Genomic DNA, 3,851 nt, shown 5'->3' on the forward strand with positions numbered 1-3,851 from the left:
GTCGATGTTGATGACGTGGCGCTGGATCAGCATGTAGTCCGGGCGCTGCCCCAGTTCCACCAGGGCGCGGGCGATGATGTTCACGAAGCGCCATGCGAACTCGCGGAACGCCGCGCTGTTGCCTTCGCCGGAGAGCTGCCCCGCCACCCGGGTCGCCACTTCCGAGATCCGGCCGAAACGGCCCACGGCGTTGTAGCGGGCGCTGATTTCCGGCCAGCCCAAGTGGAAGATGTAGAACTCGCCTTCGCGGCCAGCGCGCTGGGCTTCGACGTACATCCGCTTCAAGAGATCGGCATCCCCCTTGGGATCGATGACGATGACGACCTCATGCTCGCCGGCGGCGTTCTTACGCCGGATGTCCTGGGTGACGAACAACTCGGCCAGGCGCGTCTTGCCCACCCGCGTGGTGCCCAGCACCAGCGAGTGCCCGACGCGCTCGCCCAGCGGCAGGCTGACGTCCACTTCGTCGGGCTCGATGCCGTGCAGCCTTGGCAGGCCTCCCACAGGCGGCAACGGGCGCACGGGGTTGAAAGGCACGTCCCAGCCGGTGAGCTTCGGCAGGCGCGAGAGCGGCAACGGCGCGAACTCCAGCCGTTCCTCCAGGCGTCTGGCCAGCCGGTAGGCCGGCGTCGGCTCGACGTAGCGCCGGAACTCCGGCCGGTACGTCTGCATCAGCCTATGGGTGTGCTTCTGCTCCCAGAGGAACCCACGCCCCACGAACAGCCGCTGCTGGCTGACCGGCACGTCCTTGCTCGTCATCACGTAGCGCGGCAGGCGGCGGATGTTGCGCCGGTAGCGCAGGATGACGCGGGCATCGCGGTAGCGGATCGCGCCGTAGGCGCCGAACGCCAAGGCGCTGCCGATGCCCATGGCCGGGCTCAGCGCGAGCGACCATGGGGCCACCAGGCACAGAAACGCGGCGCCTGCACACGCCGCGACGGTGTATAGCTCCACCGCTGGGCGTAGCAGAACCTCGACCGGCTGTTTCCCCGACATGGCTTCATTGCTCGATGCCAGTGGCCGTGATCAGCGCCGGGTAGTGCCGCAGGCCCAGGCGATCGGCCAGGTCGTCGCTGGCAACGGGGGCGAGCGGCAAGCCTGGCGCCAGCGCGCGCAGCCGCGCCAGGCCCTGCGCGGTCTCGACGTTGACCACCAGGCCGACCGCGCCACGTTCGCGCAAAGCGGCGGCGCGGCGCTGCAACCAGGCCCGGGAAGCCTCGTCGTCGCCGATGACCACGAACGGCCGCAGGCCGGGCGCTTCAATCACACGCCGCGCGACGGTGCCAGGCGTGAGCTTGGCGCTGCGCACCGGCAGCATCGCGGCTTCGTCCGCCGGTGTGGCAGGAAGCTGGGGCGTCGGGATGGACGGCCGCGCCGGTGCGTTGGCGCGCGGCTGGAGATTCAGGGCTTCGTAGTACGGCAATGCCGACGTGCCGCCACGGTCCTCGACAACGATCAGTGGCTCGCCGGCACGCGAGGCCAGCGGCAGGCCTGACAGCAGCATGAGTAGGCCCGTGAACGCGAGATGGGCGGGATGGGGTTTCGTCATGGGGAGGTCTCCTGGCGCGCCGCGAGGACCGCGGCGGCTGGTCGCGTGCCCTGCACGCGGGCAAGGTGGCGCGACACGCTGCGCCGATAGCGGGCGGCGGGCTCGCCGCCTGCGGGGCGGTGGTAGCGGCCGATCGCCAGCAGCCAGTCCTCGCCGGGGGTGTGCTGCTCCTTCAGGATCTCGGCGGCAACGGCCAGGTTGCGATACGGATCCAGCAGGTCGCACGCGCCGGTAAAGCGGTGCTTGTGGTAACCGAGGTTGATCTGGCCCAGGCCCGCATCAATGCGCGTGTGCGGCGTGGCGCGCATCGCCTGCTGCAGGCCAGCGCAGGCGTCGGCGCGCGTGGCGAAGCGGCGCGACTGGCCGGCGACGTTGAGGGACCACGGCCACGGCACCAGGCGCCCGTTGCGCCGGATGCCGCTCTCCTGCAAGGCCACGGCGTAGAGCACGGTCGAGGGGATGCCTGCGCGCTGGGCGGCAAGCTGGTAAGCCGGTGGCGGAACCTCCTGGGCCAGGGCGGCAACGGCATACAGGCCGGCAGTGAGCACCAGTGCGCGCAGGGGCATGGCTACGGCTGGCGCTGCCATTGGCCGTTCACTTCGCGCACGGCGGCGGGCAGATCGCCGGGCAGGCCCAGCGACAGCCAGCGGCCGCCGTCGTGGTTGAGCGTGATGCTGCCGGCGCGCACGCGCGCCGGGTCGATCTGCGCGCGCTTGGCCCAGTCGCGGATGCGCGCGTCATCCTGGCGGCTGCCCACCATGTACAGGTCGAACTCCGCGCCCGAGGATTGCAGGCGCTGCACGAGCTGTCCGCAGGCTGCGCAGCCGTCCTTGACGAACACCGCCATGCGGCCGCTGCCGCGCAAGGGACTGCTGGATGTGCCGGCGCCCGGCTTGTCGTCGGGCAGGTTCACGCGCTGCATCCCCGGATTCAGGCGCTGCCAGGCCTCGTCGTAGGCGCGCTGGTAGGCGAGCAGCTTCTCGACGCGGCGCGCTTCCACCTGCACCTGCAGTTCCGCATAGCGGCGCCGTTCTTCGTCCGTGCGAGCTTCGATGCCCAGGGCGGACAGCGGGTCCAGGTTGGGCGAGTAGATACCCAGCGGCCCATCCATCAGCTCGCGGTAGCGTGCCCATTCTTGTGGCTGCAAGCCCCATTCGGTTGCCACCCGGTCGTCCAGCACGCGGGCGGCCAGCGGGCGCTCCTGGCTCTGTGCGTTGCGCGCCGGGGTCGTTGCGGGCTGCTGCGCCCAGGCGGGCCATTGCGACGACGCCACCAGGACCGCGAAAAGGAGGATCGACGGCTTCATGGGGTGCTCCGGTCAGGGAATCGCCACGCGGCGGGTGTGGTTGCCGGCCTGGAACACTGCGGTGTTGCCCTCGATCGCCTGCAGGCGCCACGGGCCGACCGCATCCCCGGGCAGCAGCACCTGAAGTTGGGCGGGCGTGAAGTCCCCGGTGCTCGGCGCGACGGACACGCTGCGCTGGCCGGCGCGCAGTTCGGCGCCGACGACGCGGAATGACAGCGGCGACAGCTCGGTCTTGGAGGCGGCGGACGTGCGCGATGCGCGCCGCTGGGCGGGTGCGGTGGCACGTGCGGCGGCTTGGCGCGCCTTGATCTGCTCGACCTCCGCGCGAAGCGCCTGGAGGTCGTCGGCCGCTGCGTAGCCACTGAGAGATTTCTCGACCTGGGCCGCGCGTGCTTCCAGGATCTGGCGGGTGTCTTTGAGGTCAGCGTCCGTCGCGACGGCCGGGCGCTGCTGGATGGCCTCGATCGTCTCGGCCAAGCCAGTTGCCTGCGCTTCCAGGCGTTGCAGGCGGGAATCCAGCCGCTCCTGGTCGGCCTGGTCGCTGAGGGCCTGGTAGCCCAGGGCCACCAAGACGCTGAGGAAGACCAACCAGAGCCACAGAAGGCTCTGCACCACCACGACGGCGCCCGGGCGCCGGGCAGACTGTGGGGAGCTCATGGCTGGCCTCCCGAAACCGAAGGCTCCAGCGGGAACGTCTGCACCGCCTCGGCGGCGGGTGGCTCGGATGCGGGTTCGATGACCGCGCTGTCGGCGGGCCGTTCGAAGCAAATCTGCCGTGCGCGATCATCCGCGTGCAGTTCCCAGGCCGGGCCAGCCAGTGTGAGCAGCGCATCGCGCAAAGTCATGGGGCCGAGGTGCAGGTGCGCCGCCGGCAGCGGCAGCGCGTACAGCTCGATCACCGCGTGCGCCGTCTGGCACAGGCTGTAACCGCTGCGCTTGAGTACATGACGCAGCCCATCGCCGACGGTGGCACGGGCATCTTCGGGCATGGACACG

The 3,851-nt window shown here is 70.6% G+C and carries 6 protein-coding genes; all 6 read right to left on the minus strand.

Annotated features, from left to right (window positions below; genetic code table 11):
- Positions 1-996 (minus strand): conjugative transfer system coupling protein TraD (traD, locus tag BRO63_RS04605; RefSeq protein WP_143219450.1); only part of this gene is annotated, 996 nt, incomplete at its 3' end.
- 4 nt (positions 997-1,000) lie between these two features.
- The gene (locus BRO63_RS04610; RefSeq protein ID WP_003050285.1) at positions 1,001-1,549 is read right to left on the minus strand and encodes an integrating conjugative element protein; all 549 of its coding nucleotides are present in this window, start codon (positions 1,547-1,549) and stop codon (positions 1,001-1,003) included.
- Positions 1,546-2,136, minus strand: a complete 591-nt coding sequence (locus BRO63_RS04615; protein ID WP_003109780.1) for a transglycosylase SLT domain-containing protein — start codon at positions 2,134-2,136, stop codon at positions 1,546-1,548. Before BRO63_RS04615 ends, BRO63_RS04610 begins: the two co-directional genes overlap by 4 nt.
- Positions 2,118-2,855 carry a TIGR03759 family integrating conjugative element protein gene (locus BRO63_RS04620; protein ID WP_003050292.1) on the minus strand — a complete coding sequence of 246 codons (738 nt, stop codon included), beginning with the start codon at positions 2,853-2,855 and terminating at the stop codon, positions 2,118-2,120. The genes BRO63_RS04615 and BRO63_RS04620 overlap by 19 nt, the downstream gene beginning before the upstream one ends.
- Before the next feature lie 12 nt (positions 2,856-2,867).
- Positions 2,868-3,512, minus strand: coding sequence for a hypothetical protein (locus tag BRO63_RS04625; RefSeq protein ID WP_044396544.1), 645 nt, complete (start codon positions 3,510-3,512; stop codon positions 2,868-2,870).
- Positions 3,509-3,851: PFGI-1 class ICE element type IV pilus protein PilL2 (pilL2, locus tag BRO63_RS04630; RefSeq protein WP_088138666.1), on the minus strand; the 343-nt coding region annotated here is incomplete at its 5' end. The genes BRO63_RS04625 and pilL2, both read right to left, overlap by 4 nt.

It is taken from the genome of Achromobacter xylosoxidans (assembly GCF_002192695.1).
Taxonomy (GTDB): domain Bacteria; phylum Pseudomonadota; class Gammaproteobacteria; order Burkholderiales; family Burkholderiaceae_B; genus Achromobacter; species Achromobacter xylosoxidans_C.